Source organism: Streptomyces sp. IBSNAI002, assembly GCF_052244475.1.
Classification (GTDB): Bacteria; Actinomycetota; Actinomycetes; order Streptomycetales; family Streptomycetaceae; genus Streptomyces.
The window spans coordinates 2,480,753-2,501,687 of sequence record NZ_JBQPXG010000002.1 but is presented as its reverse complement, the minus strand read 5'-3'; the positions used below and the strand labels follow the sequence as shown (position 1 = coordinate 2,501,687).

General features: G+C 72.8%; 16 protein-coding genes. 12 read left to right on the top strand and 4 right to left on the bottom strand.

The features are described 5' to 3' along the window. The first annotated feature begins 23 nt into the window (after positions 1–23). Positions 24–650, top strand: coding sequence for a TetR/AcrR family transcriptional regulator (locus ACTVZO_RS12160; RefSeq protein WP_443298393.1), 627 nt, complete (start codon positions 24–26; stop codon positions 648–650). A 324-nt stretch (positions 651–974) separates the two neighbouring features. Here the strand turns inward: ACTVZO_RS12160 and ACTVZO_RS12155 are convergent, their stop codons facing one another. The 4 genes from ACTVZO_RS12155 to ACTVZO_RS12140 all read right to left on the bottom strand — a co-directional run bounded on the left by ACTVZO_RS12155 (position 975) and on the right by ACTVZO_RS12140 (position 6,473). Then, complete coding sequence (locus ACTVZO_RS12155) at positions 975–3,392, bottom strand: transglutaminaseTgpA domain-containing protein (protein ID WP_443298392.1); 2,418 nt, start codon at positions 3,390–3,392, stop codon at positions 975–977. Continuing rightward, on the bottom strand, positions 3,389–4,774 hold the full coding sequence (locus ACTVZO_RS12150) for a DUF58 domain-containing protein (RefSeq protein ID WP_443298391.1): 1,386 nt from the start codon (positions 4,772–4,774) through the stop codon (positions 3,389–3,391). Before ACTVZO_RS12150 ends, ACTVZO_RS12155 begins: the two co-directional genes overlap by 4 nt. Then, positions 4,774–5,784: an AAA family ATPase gene (locus tag ACTVZO_RS12145; RefSeq protein ID WP_069919928.1), complete on the bottom strand. Its 1,011-nt coding sequence runs from the start codon at positions 5,782–5,784 to the stop codon at positions 4,774–4,776. The genes ACTVZO_RS12150 and ACTVZO_RS12145 overlap by 1 nt, the downstream gene beginning before the upstream one ends. Positions 5,785–5,921: 137 nt before the next feature. Continuing rightward, complete coding sequence (locus ACTVZO_RS12140) at positions 5,922–6,473, bottom strand: beta-class carbonic anhydrase (RefSeq protein ID WP_443298390.1); 552 nt, start codon at positions 6,471–6,473, stop codon at positions 5,922–5,924. Positions 6,474–6,815: 342 nt separating this feature from the next. Between ACTVZO_RS12140 and rsmH the strand changes: the two genes are divergently transcribed. The 11 genes from rsmH (at position 6,816) to ftsZ (ending at position 20,924) form a co-directional block, all read left to right on the top strand. Next, on the top strand, positions 6,816–7,745 hold the full coding sequence (gene rsmH / locus ACTVZO_RS12135; RefSeq protein WP_443298389.1) for a 16S rRNA (cytosine(1402)-N(4))-methyltransferase RsmH: 930 nt from the start codon (positions 6,816–6,818) through the stop codon (positions 7,743–7,745). Next, entirely contained in the window at positions 7,742–8,284 is a 543-nt protein-coding gene (locus tag ACTVZO_RS12130; RefSeq protein WP_443298388.1) for a hypothetical protein, read from the top strand. The genes rsmH and ACTVZO_RS12130 overlap by 4 nt, the downstream gene beginning before the upstream one ends. Before the next feature lie 93 nt (positions 8,285–8,377). Beyond that, positions 8,378–10,387 (top strand): peptidoglycan D,D-transpeptidase FtsI family protein, encoded by a 2,010-nt coding sequence (locus ACTVZO_RS12125; RefSeq protein WP_443298387.1) that lies wholly within the window; start codon positions 8,378–8,380, stop codon positions 10,385–10,387. 46 nt (positions 10,388–10,433) lie between these two features. Beyond that, positions 10,434–12,128, top strand: coding sequence for a UDP-N-acetylmuramoyl-L-alanyl-D-glutamate--2,6-diaminopimelate ligase (locus tag ACTVZO_RS12120; RefSeq protein WP_443298386.1), 1,695 nt, complete (start codon positions 10,434–10,436; stop codon positions 12,126–12,128). Next, positions 12,125–13,549, top strand: a complete 1,425-nt coding sequence (locus ACTVZO_RS12115; RefSeq protein WP_443298385.1) for a UDP-N-acetylmuramoyl-tripeptide--D-alanyl-D-alanine ligase — start codon at positions 12,125–12,127, stop codon at positions 13,547–13,549. The genes ACTVZO_RS12120 and ACTVZO_RS12115 overlap by 4 nt, the downstream gene beginning before the upstream one ends. Further along, positions 13,546–14,616: a phospho-N-acetylmuramoyl-pentapeptide-transferase gene (mraY, locus tag ACTVZO_RS12110; RefSeq protein ID WP_443298384.1), complete on the top strand. Its 1,071-nt coding sequence runs from the start codon at positions 13,546–13,548 to the stop codon at positions 14,614–14,616. The genes ACTVZO_RS12115 and mraY overlap by 4 nt, the downstream gene beginning before the upstream one ends. Then, complete coding sequence (murD, locus tag ACTVZO_RS12105; RefSeq protein WP_443298383.1) at positions 14,598–16,043, top strand: UDP-N-acetylmuramoyl-L-alanine--D-glutamate ligase; 1,446 nt, start codon at positions 14,598–14,600, stop codon at positions 16,041–16,043. Before mraY ends, murD begins: the two co-directional genes overlap by 19 nt. Positions 16,044–16,106: 63 nt before the next feature. Then, positions 16,107–17,468: a putative lipid II flippase FtsW gene (ftsW, locus tag ACTVZO_RS12100; RefSeq protein WP_443298382.1), complete on the top strand. Its 1,362-nt coding sequence runs from the start codon at positions 16,107–16,109 to the stop codon at positions 17,466–17,468. A 6-nt stretch (positions 17,469–17,474) separates the two neighbouring features. After that, on the top strand, positions 17,475–18,569 hold the full coding sequence (gene murG, locus ACTVZO_RS12095) for an undecaprenyldiphospho-muramoylpentapeptide beta-N-acetylglucosaminyltransferase (protein WP_443298381.1): 1,095 nt from the start codon (positions 17,475–17,477) through the stop codon (positions 18,567–18,569). A gap of 31 nt (positions 18,570–18,600) precedes the next feature. Beyond that, a complete protein-coding gene (locus ACTVZO_RS12090; protein WP_443298380.1) occupies positions 18,601–19,440 on the top strand; it encodes a cell division protein FtsQ/DivIB in 840 nt (279 codons plus the stop codon). 278 nt (positions 19,441–19,718) lie between these two features. Next, positions 19,719–20,924, top strand: a complete 1,206-nt coding sequence (gene ftsZ, locus ACTVZO_RS12085) for a cell division protein FtsZ (protein WP_384229337.1) — start codon at positions 19,719–19,721, stop codon at positions 20,922–20,924. The last annotated feature ends 11 nt before the right edge of the window (positions 20,925–20,935 follow it).

Below are 20,935 nucleotides of genomic sequence, written 5' to 3'. Positions count from 1 at the left end.
GGTGACCTGTGAGAATCAGCGCCATGGAAAGCAGCAGCACCTCCGCCGCCGTGGGCAGCCGGCGGCAGGCCACCCGCCAGAAGCTCTACGAAGCGGCCGTGACCCTGATCGCCGAACAGGGCTTCTCCGCGACCACGGTCGAGGAGATCGCCGAGCGCGCGGGCGTCGCGAAGGGCACCGTCTACTACAACTTCGCGAGCAAGAACGACCTCTTCGAGGAGCTCCTGCGGCACGGGGTCGGGCTGCTGACCGTCTCGCTGCGGACGGCCGCGGAGGAGACCGAGGCGCGCGGCGGCAGCCGCGTCGAGGCCCTCGACGCGATGATCAGGGCCGGCCTCGTCTTCATCGACCGCTATCCGGCCTTCACCCAGCTGTACGTCGCCGAACTGTGGCGGACCAACCGGGCGTGGCAGTCCACGCTGATGGTCGTCCGGCAGGAGGCGGTGGCCGTCGTGGAGACGGTGCTGCGGGAGGGCGTCGAACGCGGTGAGCTGAGCGCCGAGATCGACGTGCCGCTGACCGCGGCCGCGCTGGTCGGCATGGTGCTGGTGGCCGCGCTGGACTGGCAGTCCTTCCAGAGCGAGCGGTCGCTCGACGACGTGCACTCGGCGCTGTCGCTGCTGCTGCGCGGCCGGGTCAGCGGGCACTGACCCCCGGGGCCGGCCGGCACTGACCCCCAGTCGGCGGTGCCGCCGGGGCGGCGGAGCCCGTACAACTGGTGGGGCCTGCCGCGGCGGCTGAGTATCCGTACCTAGGCACGGAAATGAGTACCTGCGCGGATGGGCCCCCACCTGCGCGGACGCCAGACTGGGGGCAACGGACAGGAGGCCCGGTCCGCACCGCCGACACGGGGCTGCGGAGCGGACCGGGTACCTCCTCCGTGACGTGGTACGCGAACGCGGCGGGGCTCGGGGGGATCGAGCCTCGCCGCGTTCGCGCGTCCGGGGGCGGCGCAAGCCCCCCTCCGGGTCCCCTCAGCCGCGGCCCCGGAGGGGGATGCGCAGGCGGACGCGGCTCGACAGCGCGCCCGCCCGGTCGGCCAGCGCCGACCAGCGGCGGGACGCCGCCCACGCGAGACGGGTCGCCGAACGCGGCAGCAGCAGGGCCCGCAGCCGGCCGAGACGGCCGACGCCGGCCAGCAGCCCCGCCCGCGCCAGCAGGACGTCGCCCGCCAGCTCCGGGTACGACACGGCCGCACCCGGCGGCGCGTACAGGGCCCGCTCCAGCGCCCCCGCGACCCGGTGCACCGCGGCCCCGGCCGCAACGTCCAGCCGCCCCAGCTCCACCACCCGTACGGCAGCCCGCCGCGGCGACAGCGCCTCGTCCGGCCGGACGCCCACGTCCCACGCGGCGTCGCCCAGCTCCCGCCACGCCGCAGCCACCTCCCCGGAACGCAGCCGGCGGGCCCGCACCCGGCCCCGCCACAGCAGCGGCAGCAGCGGCAGGCCGATCACCGCCACCGCCAGAGCGGCCCAGCCGAGCACCGCCGACACCGGGCTACCGCCGCCACCGGACGCGCTGTGCTGCGGCGCGGCCGCACCGCACTCGCCGAGCTTCTTCAGCTCCGGCGGGCACTCGTCCGACCTGGAGGGCGCGGGCGTCGGCTGCGCCGCGCCCTGCGAGGGCAGCGCCGCGGGCGCCGACGGCTGGGCCGTCGGGGCCTGCGCCCGGGAGTAGTCCGGCACGTTGATGCCCGCCCGGGGCGTCGGCTCGAACCGCGTCCACCCCACGCCCTCGAAGTACAGCTCCGGCCAGGCGTGCGCGTCCCGCATCGACACGTTCACGTTGCCGTCCGGCTGCTTCTCGCCCGGGGTGAAGCCCACCGCGACCCGCGCCGGGATGCCCAGCGAACGGGACATCGCCGCCATCGAGAAGGCGAAGTGGACGCAGAAGCCCTCCTTGTCGGCGAGGAAGCGGGCCACCGCCTGCGGACCGGTGCCCGAGGCCGTCTTCGTGTTGTAGCGGAACCCGCCGTTCACGGCGAAGTAGTCCTGGAGCTTCACGGCCCGCGTGTAGTCGTCCTTGGCCCCCTGCGTCACCTGGCGCGCCGTCTCGGTGACCACGGGCGGCAGGTTGTCCGGCAGCTTCGTGTACTCGGCACGGATCGCCGGGTCCGGCTCGGGCGCCGACCGCAGCTGCTGCGCCGTCGGCTTCAGCAGCAGGCTCCGTACGGAGTACTGCGCGCCCTGCACGTTCTGGAACCTGTCCTTGCCCAGCTGGTCCCCGACCAGGGTCCGGCCGGCCGGCTCGAACCGCCACTTCCCCGGGATCTCCACCGAGGTCGCCGGGTACGGCATGGGCAGGTAGCGCTGGGTGTAGGACTCCGCCGCCGACACGTTGGTCTGCACCTCGGCCGCACCCTGGCGGACGTCCCCGCTGAGCCCGGGCGGATTGGGCAGCCGCTCCGGGACGTCGGACAGGGCCCGCCCGGAGGCCTCCCACTTGCTCCCGTTGAACTCGTCCAGCGCCAGGATCCGCAGGTACTGCTCGCCCTGCTGGGGATTGTCCGTCCGGTACTTGAGCACGACCCGGTTGTCCTGCGCGTTCAGGTTGCTCTGCAGGGAGACCAGCGGGTTCACCGCCGAGATCGTCCCGCCCACACCGCCGTCGGTCGCGTCGCCGTCGCCCGGGCCGCCCAGCATTCCGCCGCCGAGCGAGGGCAGCGCCGCCGGCACCGCCAGCGCCAGGCCCAGGGCCATCGCGCCGATCCGCCGGCCGGTCCGCACCGGGGCCGTTAGCCGGCCCTCCCCGCCGCTGCCGAGGCCGGACGCGGACGAGACCCGCTCGCGCGGGGCCGAGCCGAAGACCCGCCCCCACTGCGCCAGCCGGTCCCGGCTCTCGGCCAGCAGCATCATCAGGTAGCCGCAGCCCGCGAGCAGGAAGGAGAACCAGGAGGCCTCACCGCCGCCCGACAGGCCGGCGGCCACCGAGTACAGCGCGAGCAGCGGCAGCCCCGCCGCCGCGGCCGTCCGCAGGGTCACCGCGAGGGCGTCCACCAGCAGCCCGATCAGCAGCACCCCGGACACCAGCAGCAGCCGGATGCCGTCCGTCAGCGGGGCCGGGATCGCGAACTCGCTCACGTCCTGCACACCGCGCTGGAACAGCGCCCCGAAGTCGGTCACCAGGTAGGCCAGCGGCCCGCTCCCGGTCGACTCGCCCTTGCCCGCGAAGAGGACCGCGAGGACCAGCAGCGACACCAGCAGCTGCGCGGCCACGGTCAGCGACCTGGCCAGCGGCACCCGCCGGGCCCCGGCCCCCACCGCGCTCTGCACGGCCAGCAGCAGCGCCGCCTGGAGCAGCCAGCCCGCCGATTCGACCAGCGGGACCAGCGACCACGCGGTGAGCAGCGTCGCCAGCGCCGCGAACAGCGTCACTCGCGCGCGCCCGCTCATACCCGGCCTCCAGAGGTTCCCGTACCGGACGCCGTGCTCCCGGCACGCCGCCACAGCTCGCCGAAGGCGACCCCGGGCGGGACGGCGAGCGCCGTCCAGCCCGCGTCGCGCAGCCTGTGCAGCCGCTGTTCCACCGGGAGCGGGCCCAGGTCCCGCGCCGGCTGCCCGGACCAGGCCGCGGAGTCCAGTACGAAGGCCACCGCGCCCCCGGTGCGCTGGCGCATCTTGGCCGCAAGATCCGTCTGTACGTCGTCCAGGTCGCCGAAGAAGGCGATGAGGAGCCCGTCCCCGCCGGCTTCGCCGAAGCCGCCACCGCCGCCTCCGCGCACGGCGTCGTAGGCCCGGGTCAGGCCCGCGCCGTCCGAGTGCCCGACGACCGCGAGGGTGTCCATCATCAGCCCGGCGGCCTCGGCGGACTCGTGCCCGCCGGAGGAGAAGCCGCCACCGCCCAGCCCGGGCACGCAGTCCCCGGTGTCGGTGAGCAGCCGTACCGCGTAGCCCTGCTCCAGCAGGTGGACCAGGCTGGAGGCGGCCGCGGAGACGGCCCACTCGAAGGCCGAGTCGGGTCCGGCGCCCTCGAAGGCGTCCTGCCGGGTGTCCAGCAGGACGGTGGCCCTGCTGCGCTGCGGCTGCTCCTCGCGGCGGACCATCAGCTCGCCGTAGCGGGCGGTGGAGCGCCAGTGCACCCGGCGCAGGTCGTCGCCGCGCCGGTAGCCGCGCGGGATCACGTCGTCGTCGCCGGCCAGGGCCAGCGAGCGGCGCGACCCGTCGCCGTAGCCGGAGGATTCGCCGGAGAGGCGCACCGGCGGCAGCGGCTCGGTGCGCGGGATGACGGTGAGGGTGTCGAAGGCGCTGAACGAGCGGGTCAGCTCGACCAGCCCGAAGGGGTCGGTCAGCCGCAGCTGGAGCGGGCCCAGCGGGTAGCGGCCGCGCAGGTCGGAGCGGACCCGGTAGGACACCTCGCGGCGGCCGCCGGGCTCGACCCGGTCCAGGACGAACCGCGGCCGCGGGCCGAGGACGTACGGCACCCGGTCCTGGAGCATCAGCAGGCCGGTGGGGAGCCGGGAGGTGTTGTCCATGCGCAGCTGAACCCGGGCCTCCGCGCCCGCGGGGACCCGGCCCGGGGTGAGCCGGCGGCTGCCGGAGACCCGGTGGCGGGTGCGGTGCAGGGCGTAGACGCACAGCAGCGGCAGCAGGGCGAGCAGCAGTCCGACCCGGAGCAGCGCGCCCTGGCCCAGTACGTACGCGCAGACGGCCGCGGCGATCCCGGCGGCCAGGAAGGAGCGGCCGCGGGTGGTCAGGCCGGAGAGCGACGCGCGCAGCCCGCCCCCCTGGCCGCGATCAGCCTGGCCGCCGGCGCCGCGCGGGGCACCGGCGCTCATCAGAAGCCCCGGATGCCCGCGCCGGGCGGCATCTCGCCGCGGGCGTGCGCGGCCGGGACCGGGGTGCGCTGGAGGATCTCGCCGACGACCTGCTCGGCGGTGCGCCGGTTCAGCTGGGCCTGGGCGGTGGGCAGCAGCCGGTGCGCGAGGACGGGACCGGCCAGTGCCTGGACGTCGTCGGGCAGGACGTAGTCGCGGCCGGCGAGCGCGGCCGAGGCCTTCACGGCGCGCAGCAGGTGCAGGGTGGCCCGGGGCGAGGCGCCGAGCCGCAGATCGGGGTGGCTGCGGGTGGCGGAGACCAGGTCGACGACGTAGCGCCGGACCGGCTCGGCCACGTAGACCTCGCGGACGGCCTCGATGAGCTTGACGATCTCGTGGGCGTGCGCGACGGCCGTCAGGTCGTCGAGCGGGGAGAGCCCGCCGTGCACGTCGAGCATCTGCAGCTCGGCCTCGGGGCTGGGGTAGCCGACGGAGACCCGCGCCATGAAGCGGTCGCGCTGGGCCTCCGGCAGCGGGTAGGTGCCCTCCATCTCCACCGGGTTCTGGGTGGCGACGACCATGAAGGGGCTCGGCAGCGTGTACGTCGTGCCGTCGATGGTGACCTGGCGCTCCTCCATCGACTCCAGCAGCGCGGACTGGGTCTTCGGCGAGGCGCGGTTGATCTCGTCGCCGATGACGATCTGCGCGAAGATCGCTCCCGGCTTGAACTCGAACTCGCGGCGCTGCTGGTCGTAGATGCTGACGCCGGTGATGTCGGAGGGCAGCAGGTCCGGTGTGAACTGGATGCGCTGCACCGAGCAGTCGATGGACTTGGCGAGCGTCTTGGCGAGCATCGTCTTGCCGACGCCGGGGACGTCCTCGATCAGCAGGTGTCCCTCGGCGAGCAGCACGGTCAGCGCGAGGCGCACGACCTCGGGCTTGCCCTCGATCACGCTCTCGACCGAGTGCCGCACCCGCTCGGCCGTGCTGGTCAGATCCGCGAGGCTCGCTCGGTCGTCATACGTCGTCACCTGGTTCTCCTCGGCCCATTTCCAGGGCCGACGCCCTTGGCGCATGACCGGCCCACCCCACACACGGACGCCGCACCCGGGGGGTTCCCGGGGGGGCGTCTCCCCGCATTGTTGACGGCGCCGGGGCCCCGTGTCACTCAGGAGTTGGGATCGATCTCCCGCAGGAGGCCGGTGTGCACATCGAAGACGAAGCCTCGCACATCGTCCCGGTGGGGCAGGAACGGGTTGGTACGGACCCTCTGCATGGACTGGCGTACGTCCTGGTCGACGTCCCGGAAGGCCTCCACGGCCCAGGCGGGGCGCTGGCCGACCTCGTCCTCCAGCTCGTGCCGGAAGTCCTCGGTCAGGCTCTCGAGGCCGCAGCCGGTGTGGTGGATGAGTATCACCGCGCGGGTGCCCAGGGCCCGCTGGCTGATGGTGAGCGAGCGGATGGTGTCGTCGGTGACCACGCCGCCGGCGTTGCGGATGGTGTGGCAGTCGCCGAGCTCCAGGCCGAGGGCGGCGTGCAGGTCGAGCCGGGCGTCCATGCACGCGACGACGGCGACCTGGAGGACCGGGTGCGCGTCCATGCCGGGATCGGTGAATTTCGCGGCGTACCGCCGGTTCGCGTCGACCAGCCGGTCGGTGACGGAATCGGCTCCGGCCGCCACGGGCGCGGAGTCGGCGGGCAGGGGTACGGAAGTCGTCATGCATACGACGGTAGTGGTCACAGCCGGTACGGGCATCGAGTGAGGGTGGACAAAGAAGGTCAACAAGCCTTGTTGTGAGCTAACCCACAGGAGTGGGGAGGACGCGGCCGTCCGGGTGATTCGCGGCTTTTGCGGGTTCACCCGGAGCCGCCCGCACGCCGCGCGGGGTGGTTCGTTGACCGCGGCGACCGTTGCACTAAAGTGACGCGAACCGGCCGGAGCCCGGCCCTGACCGGCCGCCCGGCCCCTTTGGTAACACTCCGCGTGCGCGGCGCGGCGTATGCCTGCCGCGCCGTTATCTGAGAGGGCGCTTTGACTAGCGAGTCCCGACATGTCCCGGTGATGCTCCAGCGGTGCCTGGACCTGTTGGCCCCGGCGCTGGAGAGGCCCGGGGCCGTCGTCGTCGACTGCACCCTCGGCCTCGGCGGCCACAGCGAGGCCCTGCTGACCCGGTTCCCCGAGGCGCACCTGATCGGCCTCGACCGCGACAAGGAAGCCCTGCGGCTCTCCGGCGAGCGGCTCGCGCCCTTCGGCGACCGGGCCACCCTCGTGCACGCGATCTACGCCGACCTCGCCGAGGTCCTCGACGGCCTGGGCATCCCGGCCGTCCAGGGCATCCTCTTCGACCTGGGCGTCTCCTCCATGCAGCTGGACGAGGCCGACCGCGGGTTCGCGTACGCGCAGGACGCGCCGCTGGACATGCGGATGGACCAGACGACCGGCATCAGCGCCGCCGAGGTGCTCAACACCTACGCGCCGGGCGAGCTCGTGCGGATCCTGCGCCAGTACGGCGAGGAGAAGCAGGCCAAGCGGATCGTCTCCGCGGTCGTCCGGGAGCGGGAGAAGGAGCCCTTCGCCAACAGCGCCCGGCTGGTCGAGCTGATCCGGGACTCCCTGCCGCAGGCCGCCAAGCGGACCGGCGGCAACCCCGCCAAGCGGACCTTCCAGGCGCTGCGCATCGAGGTCAACGGGGAGCTGTCGGGCCTGGAGCGGGCCGTCCCGGCGGCCGTGGACCGGATCGCGGTCGGCGGCCGGATCGCCGTGCTCTCGTACCACTCGCTGGAGGACCGCCTGGTCAAGCAGGTCTTCGCGGCGGGGGCGGCCTCGACCGCCCCGCCCGGGCTGCCGGTCGTCCCGGAGAAGTACCAGCCGAAGCTGAAGCTGCTGACGCGCGGCGCGGAGCTGCCGACGGAGGAGGAGATCGCCGAGAACCGGCGGGCCGCCCCGGCGAGGTTCCGCGGCGTCGAACGCATCCGGGAGGCGCGACTGTGACCAAGGCCGGGAAGGCCGCCACACGGCTCGGCCGGGCGATCGGCGGGCGCCCCGTCCGGCCCCGGCCCCGTCCGCGTCCGGGCGGGCAGGCGGCCAAGATGCCGTTCGTCCTGCTGGTGGTGGCGCTGCTCGGGGGCGGGCTGATCAGCCTGCTGCTGCTGAACTCGGCGCTGAACGAGGGCTCCTTCCAGCTGAGCCGGCTGAAGAAGGAGACGACCGCGCTCACGGACGAGGAGCAGGCGCTCCAGCGTGACGTGGACGGGCACTCGGCGCCGGACGCGTTGCAGCGGCGGGCGCAGGAGCTGGGGCTCGTCCCCGGCGGCAGCCCGGTCTTCATCGGCCCGGACGGCAAGATCGCCGGCACCCCGGCCGAGGCCGAGCCTCCGCCGCCCCCTCCGTCGCCGTCGGCCTCGCCCCCGGCCTCGCCCCCCGGGTCTCCCGCGGCGCCTCCCGCGGCCGTGCCGGGCTCCGGGGGAACCACCCCGCCGCAGTCCCCGTCCCAGCCTCCGCAGCAGCCCACCCCCAACCCAGGCAGGTGACGTCGTGACGCCGATGGCCAACCCTGCGGGGCCTCCCCCCACCCCGCCCTTCCCCTGTTCCCCCGGCCCGGCCCGGACCGCGGCGGTGGCCCCGTGAGCCCCGCCGGGGAGCCGCGGCGGCGGGTGCCCGGCCCCGGCCGCCCCCGCGGCGCGGCCACGGCACGCCCCGCGGCCTCGCGGCCCGCGACCCGGCGGCCCACCCCGCAGCGCAGGCCGCACACGATCCGGCTCGGCAGCCCCCGCCCCCGCCTGCGCCTCGTCAGCGTCGGCCTCACCCTGGTGATGCTCGCCTTCGTCGTCCGCCTGCTCCAGGTGCAGGCCGTCGACGCGCGGACCATCTCCGCCGAGGCCTCCAAGAACCGCTACACCAGCGTCAAGCTGGCCGCCGAACGCGGGGAGATCACCGACCGCAAGGGCGTGGCCCTCGCCGCCAGCGTCGACGCGTACGACATCACCGCCGACCCGAAGATGTTCACCCCGCAGGACAGCAAGGCCCCCGACGCCCCCGAGCAGGCCGCGGCCCTCCTCGCGCCCATCCTCGGCAAGGACGTCAAGGAGCTCACCAGGAAGCTGAGGACCGAGAACAGCCGGTACACCGTCCTCGCCCACCGCCAGACCCCCCAGGTCTGGAACCAGATCAAGGACCTCAAGCGGGTCTTCGCCGAGAAGGCGGCCGCCGACAAGAAGAACAACGGCCCCGGCGCCAACGTCCTGGCCGGGGTGTTCAACGAGAACAGCAGCAAGCGCGTGTACCCGGGCGGCGACCTCGCCGCCGGGATACTGGGTTACGTCAACGCCGAGGGCAAGGGCGCCGGCGGCCTGGAGTCGTCCCTGGACAAGAAGCTGTCCGGCAAGGACGGCGAGGCCACGTACGCCCAGTCCGGCGGCCGCCAGGTGCCCACCGCGGGCTCCAGCCAGAAGCCCGCTGTGCCCGGCGAGGACATCGAACTGACCATCGACCGCGACATCCAGTGGGCGGCGCAGAGCGCCATCGCCGAGCAGGTCCAGAAGTCCGGGGCCGACCGCGGCTACGTCATCGTCCAGGACACCCGCACCGGCGAGATCCTCGCCATGGCCAACGCCCCCGGCTTCGACCCCAACGACCTGACCCGTGCCCGCTCCGCCGCCATGGGCAACGCGGCGCTCCAGGACGTGTACGAGCCCGGCTCCACCGCCAAGGTGATGTCGATGGCCGCCGTACTGGAGGAGAAGAAGGCCACCCCGGAGACCCGCGTCGAGGTTCCCAACCGGCTGCACCGCGGCGACCGGCTGTTCAAGGACGACATCGACCACCCGACCTGGTACCTGACCCTCAACGGGGTCCTCGCCAAGTCCTCCAACATCGGCACCATCCTCGCCACCGGCCAGCTCGGCCCCACCCAGCCCGAGGCCAACAAGGTCCTGCACTCGTACCTGACCGAGTTCGGCATCGGACGGCCCACCGGCCTGGACTACCCCGGCGAGTCCCGCGGCATCCTCGCCGCCCCCGAGGACTGGTCCACCTCCCAGCAGTACACGATCCCTTTCGGCCAGGGCCTGTCCCTCAACGCCATGCAGGCGGCCTCCGTGTACTCGACCATCGCCAACGGCGGGGTCCGCATCGAACCGACCCTGGTCCGCGGCAGCAAGGGTCCCGACGGCCGCTTCACCCCGGCCCCGGCGCCCGAACGCAGCCGCGTGGTCAGCCCGGAGACCGCCAAGACCCTCGCCGAGATGCTCGAATCCGTGGTCGACGACCAGCAGGGCACCGGCACCAAGGCCCGTATCCCCGGCTACCGGGTCGGCGGCAAGACCGGCACCTCCAACCGGGTGGATCCGGCCACCGGCGGCTACAACGGCTACACCGCCTCGTTCGCCGGGGTCGCCCCCGCGGACAACCCGCGCATCACCGTCTACTGCGCGGTCCAGAACCCCACCAAGGGCAGCCACTTCGGCGGCCAGGTCTGCGGCCCCATCTACAAGAAGGTCATGGAGTTCGCCCTGAAGACCCTCCAGGTCGCCCCCACCGGCACCGCCCCCGCAGGGCTCCCGGTCACCTACGACCCGGGACCGCAGCCCGCCCCGCAGCCGAGTACGCAGCCCAGTCCGCAGCCCGGCCGGTGACCCCCAGCACCCGTCCGGCCCGCCAGAAACGCGTGAGGCACCATCAGTGACAACGATCACCCCGGAACCCGGGAACCAGTCGGCCGCCGGCGGCGAGGCCGGGCCCTCACTTCGCGGGCGGCCCGCCGCGCCCGGTACGCTCACCGCCGTGCCCCACGCTGATCAGCCCAGAACCACCCAGAAAGACGCCCCGGCAGCGCCGCCGGGAGCGCCCCGGCCCGTGTCCGCCCGCCCGACGCCCCTGGGCGAGCTGGCCGCCCTGCTGGGTGTCCGAGCGCCAGGCGAAGCGCAGATCACCGGCATCACGCACGACTCGCGTGCGGTGCGCCCCGGAGACCTGTACGCGGCCCTGCCGGGAGCCAGGACGCACGGCGCCGACTTCGCCGCCCAGGCGGCCGGCCTCGGCGCCGCCGCCGTGCTGACCGACCCCGCGGGCGCCGAACGCGCCGCGGCGACCGGCCTGCCGGTCCTCACCGTCGCCGACCCGCGCGGCCGGATGGGCGAACTCGCCGCGACGGTCTACGGCAGCCCCGGCGAGGACCTGCTCCAGATCGGCATCACCGGCACCTCGGGCAAGACCACCACGGCGTACCTCGTCGAGGGCGGGCTGCGCGCGGCCGGCCTCGGCACCGGGCTCGTCGGCACCGTCGAGATGCGCATCGGCGACGAGCGCATCAAGTCCGAGCGGACCACCCCCGAGGCCACCGACCTGCAAGCCCTCTTCGCGGTCATGCGCGAACGCGGGGTCGAGGCCGTCGCCATGGAGGTCTCCAGCCACGCCCTGGTGCTCGGCCGCGTCGACGGCTGCGTCTTCGACGTCGCCGTCTTCAACAACCTGAGCCCGGAACACATGGAGTTCCACTCCGGCATGGAGGACTACTTCCAGGCGAAGGCGGGGCTCTTCACGCCCCGCCGCGCCCGCCTGGGCGTGGTCAACCTCGACGACGAGTACGGCCGCCGCCTGGCCAAGGAGGCGACGGTCCCGGTCGTCACCTTCTCCGCCGACGGCGACCCGGCCGCCGACTGGCGCGCCGAGGACGTCGTCTTCGGACCGGCGAGCTCCACCCTGACCCTGCTCGGCCCCGAAGGACAGCGCGTCCGGGCCGCCGCACCGCTGCCCGGCCCGTTCAACGTGGCCAACACGGTCGCCGCGATCGTCACCCTCGCCGCCGCCGGCCTCGACCCGCAGACCGCCGCCGACGGCGTCGCCGCGGTGCCCGGGGTCCCCGGCCGGCTGGAGCGGGTGGACGCGGGGCAGCCGTACCTCGCCGTCGTGGACTACGCGCACAAGACGGACGCCGTCGAATCGGTCCTGCGCGCGCTGCGCGAGGTCACCGAGGGCCGGCTGCACATCGTGCTCGGCTGCGGCGGAGACCGCGACACCACCAAGCGCGGCCCGATGGGCGCCGCGGCCGCCCGGTACGCCGACGTGGCCGTCCTGACCTCCGACAACCCGCGGTCCGAGGACCCCCTCGCGATCCTCGCGGCGATGTTCGAAGGCGCCGCGTCGGTGCCGCCCGCCGAGCGGGGCACCGTCCTCGTCGACGCCGACCGGGCCGCGGCCATCGCCGCCGCCGTCGCGCGCGCCCGGCCCGGCGACACCGTGCTCGTGGCCGGCAAGGGCCACGAGCAGGGCCAGGACACCGCGGGCGTCGTACGCCCCTTCGACGACCGCGAGGTGCTCCGCGCGGCCATCGAGACCCAGCAGAGCAAGGCCCGACAGGCCGAGGAGAACCAGTGATCGCCCTCTCCCTCGCCGAGATCGCCGACATCACCGGCGGGCGGCCCCACGACATACCGGATCCGTCCGTGCGGGTCACCGGTCCCGTCGTCATCGACTCCCGCCAGGTGGAGGCCGGCAGCCTGTTCGCCGCCTTCGACGGCGAGCACGTCGACGGCCACGACTACGCGGAACGCGCCGTCGCCGCCGGAGCCGCGGCCGTCCTCGCGGCCCGGCCGGTCGGCGTACCCGCCATCGTGGTCCCCGACGTCGAGAAGGCGCTCGGCGCCCTCGCCCGTGCGGTCGTGGAGCGCCTCGGCACCGATGTGGTGGCCCTGACCGGCTCGGCCGGCAAGACCTCCACCAAGGACCTCATCGCGCAGGTGCTCCAGGCCCACGCACCCACCGTGTGGACCCCCGGCTCGCTCAACAACGAGATCGGCCTGCCGCTCACCGCGCTGAAGGCCACCGGGGAAACCCGGCACCTGGTCCTGGAGATGGGGGCCCGCGGGATCGGCCACATCGCGTACCTGACCGGCCTGACCCCGCCGCGCATCGGCCTCGTCCTCAACGTCGGCACCGCCCACATCGGCGAGTTCGGCGGCCGGGAGCAGATCGCCCAGGCCAAGGGCGAGCTGGTCGAGGCCCTGCCGTCCGAGGCGGAGGGCGGGATCGCCGTCCTCAACGCCGACGATCCGCTGGTGCGCGCGATGAGCAGCCGTACGAAGGCCCGTACGGTCCTCTTCGGAGAGGCCGACGACGCCGACGTGCGCGCCACCGAGGTACGCATGGCACCGGGGGGACAGCCCTCCTTCACACTCCACACACCCACCGGGTGCAGTGATGTGACCTTGCGGCTGTACGGTGAGCACCACGTGTCGAACGCGCTCGCCGCGGCCGCCGTGGCCCATGTACTGGGCATGTCCGTCGAGGAGATCGCCACCGCGCTCTCCGGGGCGGGCACCTTGTCCCGGTGGCGGATGGAGGTCACCGAGCGGGCCGACGGCGTGACGATCGTCAACGACGCCTACAACGCGAACCCCGAGTCCATGCGGGCCGCTCTGCGCGCGCTAGCCGCGATGGGCGGCGCCGCCAGGGCGAACGGGGGACGTACGTGGGCGGTGCTCGGCCCCATGGCCGAACTCGGTGACGCATCGCTCGCAGAGCACGACGCGGTGGGACGGCTTGCCGTCCGGCTCAACGTGAGCAAGCTCGTCGCAGTCGGGGGCAGGGAAGCGTCCTGGCTGCAACTGGGCGCATATAACGAGGGTTCGTGGGGTGAGGAGTCGGTGGTCGTGTCCGACGCGCGAGCGGCGGTCGACCTGTTGCGCAGTGAACTGCGCCCGGGTGACGTCGTGCTGGTGAAGGCTTCGAGGTCGATCGGTCTGGAGCGGGTCGCGCTTGCGTTGCTGGAGCGCGAGGGCGAGGTCGCCGACCGATGAGGCAGATCCTGTTCGCCGGAGTCATCGGACTCTTCCTCACGCTCATCGGCACCCCGCTGCTGATCAAGCTGCTGGCCCGCAAGGGCTACGGCCAGTTCATCCGCGACGACGGCCCCCGCGGCCACGCCGGGAAGAAGGGCACGCCCACGATGGGCGGCATCTCCTTCATCCTGGCGACGCTCATCGCGTACGCCCTGACGAAGGTCATCACCGGTGAGCCGGTGAGCCTCTCCGGCCTGCTCGTGCTGTTCCTGATGGCGGGCATGGGCCTGGTCGGCTACCTCGACGACTACATCAAGATCGTCAAGCGGCGTTCGCTCGGCCTGCGGGCCAAGGCGAAGATGTCCGGCCAGCTGATCGTCGGCATCGCCTTCGCGGTGCTCGCGCTCCAGTTCAAGGACTCGCGCGGGCTGGCCCCGGCCTCCATGAAGCTGTCGTTCGTCACGGACTTCGGCTGGTCGATCGGCCCGGTGCTGTTCGTGGTCTGGGCGCTGTTCATGATCCTGGCGATGTCCAACGGCGTGAACCTGACCGACGGCCTGGACGGCCTGGCCACCGGCGCCGCGGTGATGGTCTTCGGCGCCTACACCTTCATCGGCGTGTGGCAGTACCAGGAGTCCTGCGTGAACGCGCAGGACCTCACCAACCCGGGCGCCTGCTTCGAGGTCCGCGATCCGCTGGACCTCGCGGTCGTCGCCTCCGCCCTGATGGGCGCCTGCTTCGGCTTCCTGTGGTGGAACACCTCGCCGGCCAAGATCTTCATGGGCGACACCGGTTCGCTGGCGCTCGGCGGCGCGCTCGCCGGCCTGGCGATCTGCTCCCGCACGGAGTTCCTGATCGCCCTGCTCGGCGGCCTCTTCGTCCTCATCACCATGTCGGTCGTCATCCAGGTCGGCTCCTTCAAGCTGACCGGGAAGCGCGTCTTCCGGATGGCGCCGCTGCAACACCACTTCGAACTCAAGGGGTGGTCCGAAGTCCTTGTCGTGGTCCGCTTCTGGATCATCCAGGGCATGTGCGTCATCGTGGGCCTCGGTCTCTTCTACGCGGGATGGGCAGCCGACAAGTGACCTCCTGGCAGGGCAAGAACATCACCGTCGCCGGTCTCGGCGTGAGCGGCATCAGCGCCGCCCGCGCCCTGGCCGGCCTCGGCGCGGTCGTGACCGTCGTCGACGGGGGCGACAGCGAGGGCCACCGGGCCCGCGCCGCCGAGCTGGCCGAACTGGGCGTCTCCGTACGCCTCGGCGACGCGCAGACCCTCCCCGAGGGCACCGACCTGATCGTCACCTCGCCCGGCTGGAAGCCCGAGAGCCCGCTCTTCGAGGCCGCCGCGAAGGCGGGCGTCGAGGTCGTCGGGGACGTGGAGATCGCCTGGCAGCTGCGCGGCGAGGACGCCGCGCCGTGGCTGGCCATCACCGGCACCAACGGCAAGACCACCACCACCCAGATGCTGGCGTCGATCCTCAAGGCCGCCGGCCTGCGGACCGCTGCCGTCGGCAACATCGGCACGCCCATCATCGACGTGGTGCTCGGCGAGCAGCAGTACGACGTGCTCGCCGTCGAACTCTCCAGCTACCAGCTGCACTGGGCGCCCTCGCTGCGCGCCCACTCGGCGGCCGTGCTCAACCTCGCCCCGGACCACCTCGACTGGCACGGCTCCATGGAGGCGTACGCCGCCGACAAGGGCCGCATCTACGAGGGCAACACGGTGGCCTGCGTCTACAACGTCGCCGACCCCGCCACCGAGAAGCTCGTCGAGAACGCCGACGTGGAAGAGGGCTGCCGGGCGATCGGCTTCACCCTCGGCGCCCCCGGCCCCTCGATGCTCGGCGTCGTCGACGGCATCCTCGTCGACCGCGCCTTCGTGGAGAACCGGCAGAAGAACGCCCAGGAGCTCGCGCACGTCGAGGACGTCAACCCGCCCGCCCCGCACAACATCGCCAACGCGCTCGCCGCGGCGGCCCTGGCCCGCGCCTTCGGCGTGGAGCCGCGTGCGGTCCGCGACGGGCTGCGCGACTTCCGCCCCGACGCCCACCGGGTGGCGCACGTGGCCGACGTCGCCGAGGTCACCTACGTCGACGACTCCAAGGCCACCAACACGCACGCCGCCGAGGCCTCCCTGGCGGCCTTCGACACGGTCGTGTGGATCGCGGGCGGCCTGGCCAAGGGCGCGACCTTCGACGAACTGGTCCAGAAGTCCGCCAAGCGGCTGCGCGGCGTGGTGCTGATCGGCGCCGACCGGGCGCTGATCGCCGAGGCGCTGGCGCGACACGCGCCCGAGGTCCCGGTCGTCGACCTCGAGCGGACCGACACTGGGGCGATGCTCGCGGCGGTCCGGGAAGCGGCCCGGCTGGCCGAGCCCGGCGACACGGTGCTGCTGGCGCCGGCCTGTGCCTCGATGGACATGTTCGCGAACTACAACAAGCGCGGGGACGCATTCGCCGACGCGGTGCGCGAACTGGCCGCCGGGAGCGGTGCGGACACGGCCCGGGCCTAGGTTCCTGGAAGGGTTCCCTCCGGCCGGTGGCTCGCCTCGTACGAGTGGAGGGGAAGATCACAGATGCCGGCCAAGCAGATGCTGCCGGGACGGCGGCCGTCCGCCGTCAGGGCGCAGGGCCGCAAGCGCCCCGCCGCGGGCGTGCGGGGGCCCGCCGGGCGGGGGCCGCTGGCGGGGCTGAGGCGTACGCAGGAGCGGCTGCGCAAGGCCTGGGACCGCCCCCTCACCGCGTACTACCTGATTTTCGGCAGCTCGATGCTGATCACGGTGCTCGGCCTCGTGATGGTGTACTCGGCCTCCCTGATCAAGGCGAACTACCTCGGCCTCGGTGGCGCCTACTTCTTCAAGAAGCAGTTCCTGGCCGCGCTGATCGGCACCGTACTGCTGCTGGTGGCCTCCCGGATGCCCGTCAAACTGCACCGGGCGCTGTCCTATCCGGTGCTCGCGGGCACCCTGTTCCTGATGGTCCTGGTCCAGGTCCCGGGGATAGGGGTCGCCATCAACGGCAACCAGAATTGGATCTCCCTTGGCGGTCCGTTCATGTTGCAGCCCAGTGAGTTCGGCAAACTGGCACTGATCCTGTGGGGCGCCGACCTGTTGGCGCGCAAGGGCGACAAGGACCTGCTCAGCCAGTGGAAGCACCTGCTGGTGCCGCTGGTCCCGGTGGCCTTCCTGCTGCTCGGGCTCATCATGCTGGGCGGGGACATGGGCACCGCGATGATCCTCGGTGCCGTCCTGTTCGGCCTGCTGTGGCTGGCGGGCGCCCCGACCCGGCTGTTCGCCGGGGTGCTGGTCTTCGCGGGCGTGATCGTCGCACTGCTGATCAAGACGAGCCCGCACCGCATGGACCGGCTGGAGTGCCTCGGCGCGACGGACCCGGGCAAGGACGACCTCTGCTGGCAGGCCGTGCACGGGATCTATGCCCTGGCCTCGGGCGGATGGTTCGGTTCCGGCCTGGGTGCCAGTGTGGAAAAATGGGGGCAACTACCCGAAGCCCACACCGACTTCATCTTCGCCATCACCGGGGAGGAACTGGGACTGGCGGGGACGCTGTCGGTGCTCGCCCTGTTCGCGGCTCTAGGCTATGCGGGTATCCGCGTGGCCGGACGCACGGAGGACTCCTTCGTACGGTTTGCCGCGGGAGGCGTGACCACCTGGATCACGGCCCAGGCCGTGATCAACATCGGTGCGGTGCTCGGTCTGCTGCCGATCGCCGGAGTCCCGCTCCCGCTGTTCTCCTACGGGGGGTCGGCCCTGCTGCCGACGATGTTCGCGGTCGGACTGCTGATCGCGTTCGCGCGGGAGGAGCCGGCGGCGCGCGCGGCGCTCGCGATGCGCCAGCCGAAGACCGGCTGGAGGCGGACCGGGTTGAGATGGAAGTCGATGAGACGGCGCGTCAAGAAGCGTCCGTCCGGAGAGCGGTGAATTTCGGTGCATGTCGTACTCGCCGGTGGGGGGACCGCCGGCCACATCGAGCCGGCGCTCGCCCTCGCGGACGCCCTGCGCAGGCAGGACCCTTCAGTGGGCATCACCGCCCTCGGCACCGAGCGCGGGCTGGAGACCCGCCTCGTGCCGGAACGCGGCTACGAGCTGGGCCTGATCCCCGCCGTGCCGCTGCCCCGCAAGCCCACACCGGAGCTGATCACCGTCCCCGGGCGGCTGCGCGGCACGATCAAGGCCGCCGAGCAGATCCTGGAGCGCACCAAGGCCGACTGCGTCGTCGGCTTCGGCGGCTACGTGGCCCTGCCCGGCTACCTCGCGGCCAAGCGGCTCGGAGTGCCGATCATCGTCCACGAGGCCAACGCCCGGCCCGGACTGGCCAATAAGATCGGCTCCCGCTACGCGCACGCCGTCGCCGTCTCCACCCCCGACAGCAAGCTGCGCGGCGCCCGCTACGTGGGCATCCCGCTGCGCCGCTCCATCTCCACCCTCGACCGGGCCGCCGTCCGCCCCGAGGCGCGCGCCGCCTTCGGTCTGGACCCCAACCTGCCCACGCTGCTGGTCTCCGGCGGCTCGCAGGGCGCCCGCCGCCTCAACGAGACGATCCAGCAGGTCGCTCCGGTCCTCCAGCGCTCCGGGATCCAGATCCTGCACGCCGTCGGCCCGAAGAACGAACTGCCGCGTGTCGACAACATGCCCGGGATGCCGCCCTATGTGCCGGTACCGTACGTGGACCGGATGGATCTCGCGTACGCCGCCGCCGACATGATGCTGTGCCGCGCGGGTGCGATGACCGTCGCCGAACTGTCCGCCGTCGGGCTCCCCGCCGCCTACGTCCCGCTGCCGATCGGCAACGGCGAACAGCGGCTCAACGCCCAGCCGGTGGTGAAGGCCGGCGGCGGCCTGCTCGTGGACGACGCGGAGCTGACGCCCGAGTGGGTGCTCGGCCAGGTCCTCCCGGTGCTGTCGGACCCGCACCGCCTGTACGAGATGTCCCGCGCCGCCGGTGAGTTCGGCCGTCGCGACGCCGACGAGCTGCTGGTCGGCATGGTGTACGAGGCGATCGCGGCCCACCGGAACCGCTGAGGCGGGACGCACAGACGCAGGAGGCGCAGGAGTGGCCGGAGCGACGACCGCACAGCGTGGGACCCCGGGCTCCGGCCCGTCCGCCCGGAAGGGCGGCGGCCCTCCCAAGCCGCCCAAAGCCCCGAAGCCGTCGCGGGGATCCGGCCCTCCGGGCCCCGGTGCGCTCCTGCGCCGCCGGGGCCCCCTGCTGGCCGCTCTGGCCGCCGCGGCGCTCCTCGCGGGGGGCGGCACCTGGGTCCTCTACGGCTCCTCCTGGCTCCGCGTGGAGAAGGTCACCGCGACCGGCACCGACGTGCTCACCCCCGAGCAGGTGCTGTCCGCGGCGGCCGTTCCGGTCGGCGCCCCGCTGGTGAGCGTCGACACCGACGAGATCGAGAGCCGCGTCCGCGGCCGGCTGTCGCGCATCGATTCGGTCGATGTGGTGCGGGCCTGGCCGCACGGGATCGGGCTGAAAGTGACAGAACGCAAACCCGTCCTGCTCATCAAAAAGGACGCCAACTTCGTGGAAGTGGACGCTTCGGGTGTGCGATTCGACACGGTTCCGAAAGCACCCGCGGGCGTTCCGGTCCTCGAATTGAACGCGAAGCAGTCCCCGAGCGCCCGCCGCTTCGACGAGGAGCGGCTCCTGCACGAGGCCGTCCTCGTCGCCGGCTCGCTTCCGGAGCCGATCGCCAAGGAGACCGCGCAGGTCAAGGTGGGTTCGTACGATTCGGTGGTACTGCTGCTCTCGGGGGGCCGGACCGTGGTGTGGGGGAGCGGCGAACAGAGCGGGGCCAAGGGGCGCGCCCTGACCGCTTTGCTGAAGGCCGCGCCCAAGGCCGCCCACTTCGACGTGAGCGTTCCCACCGCCCCTGCGGTGTCCGGGAGTTGACGTCGGGTCGAACAGCGACGCACCCTGGTTGGCCAGCGATACGGGTGATCACATAGGGTGAAAAGAAAAACGGGAGGTTCGGCGTGTTCGTTGAACACGCGCTACTTGTCGACTTAGTGTCCTGTTCGGAAGAGTCCAGAGAACAGACACACCCCTCACCCTAAACTTCAGGGTGAGGGTTCGGGTCGGCGCGTTCGGACCGCCCCATTTCGGCATCAGTCGTCGCAACGCAGGCCCGCGAGGCGGCGACACGTAACTCGAGGCGAGAGGCCTTCGACGTGGCAGCACCGCAGAACTACCTCGCAGTCATCAAGGTCATCGGTGTCGGCGGCGGTGGTGTCAATGCCATCAACCGAATGATCGAGGTCGGTCTCAAGGGCGTCGAGTTCATCGCCATCAACACGGACGCCCAGGCGCTGTTGATGAGCGACGCCGACGTCAAGCTCGACGTCGGCCGTGAACTCACCCGGGGCCTCGGCGCCGGAGCCAACCCGGCCGTCGGCCGCAAGGCGGCAGAGGACCACCGCGAGGAGATCGAGGAGGTCCTCAAGGGGGCCGACATGGTCTTCGTCACCGCCGGTGAGGGCGGCGGCACCGGCACGGGCGGCGCGCCCGTGGTCGCCAACATCGCGCGCTCGCTGGGCGCCCTGACGATCGGTGTGGTCACCCGGCCGTTCACCTTCGAGGGCCGGCGCCGCGCGAACCAGGCGGAGGACGGCATCGCCGAGCTCCGCGAAGAGGTCGACACCCTCATCGTCATCCCCAACGACCGGCTGCTGTCCATCTCGGACCGCCAGGTCAGCGTGCTCGACGCCTTCAAGTCGGCCGACCAGGTCCTGCTCTCGGGCGTCCAGGGCATCACCGATCTCATCACCACCCCGGGTCTGATCAACCTCGACTTCGCCGACGTCAAGTCCGTGATGTCCGAGGCCGGCTCGGCCCTGATGGGCATCGGCTCGGCCCGCGGCGACGACCGCGCCGTGGCCGCGGCCGAGATGGCGATCTCCTCGCCGCTGCTGGAGGCGTCGATCGACGGCGCCCGCGGCGTGCTGCTCTCCATCTCCGGCGGCTCGGACCTCGGTCTCTTCGAGATCAACGAGGCCGCGCAGCTGGTGAGCGAGGCCGCGCACCCCGAGGCGAACATCATCTTCGGCGCCGTCATCGACGACGCGCTCGGCGACGAGGTGCGGGTCACCGTCATCGCGGCCGGGTTCGACGGCGGACAGCCCCCGGCCCGCCGGGACAACGTCATCGGCGCCGCGTCCACCAAGCGCGAGGAGCCGGCCCCGGCTCCGGCCCGCGCCGCCGAGCCGGCCCGCCCGGCCTTCGGCGGACTCGGCACGGTCACCCCGCGCGAGGACCCCCCGGCTCCGGTCGAGGCGGTTCCGGCCGAGGCCCAGGCCCCCGCGCCGCAGGTCCCGACGGCCCGGCCGTACCAGGACAGCCCGGCCGAGGAACTGGATGTCCCGGACTTCTTGAAGTGACACCGGAGCAG